1 pseudogene is annotated in these 225 nt (G+C 68.0%); it reads left to right on the top strand.

Going from position 1 to position 225, the window contains the following annotated elements:
- Positions 1 to 225, top strand: a pseudogene (locus tag B2U11_RS07875) (FAD-dependent oxidoreductase); the annotation flags it as partial.

Here is a 225-nt window from a genome sequence, read left to right as displayed (position 1 = left end):
CTTGACCAGCCGCCTGCTGGTCACTGCTCCGGGGCTGTCGGCCCAATCCGTCGCGGCCCGGATCGAGGGCTATCCGGTCGGCGACATTCCCGCGCGTCACCTGGGCAAGGGCGTCTATTTCCGTCTGACGGGACCGGCGCCGTTCAATCGTTTGATCTATCCGCCGCCCATCCCAGGCGCCTTGGGCACCCACTACCGCAAGGACCTGGGCGGGCAGGGCGTGTT

The sequence above is a fragment of the Brevundimonas sp. UBA7534 genome, assembly GCF_002479325.1.
Classification (GTDB): domain Bacteria; phylum Pseudomonadota; class Alphaproteobacteria; order Caulobacterales; family Caulobacteraceae; genus Brevundimonas.
The sequence above is the reverse complement of the archived record's forward strand: the minus strand, read 5'-3'. Positions and strand labels throughout refer to the sequence as shown.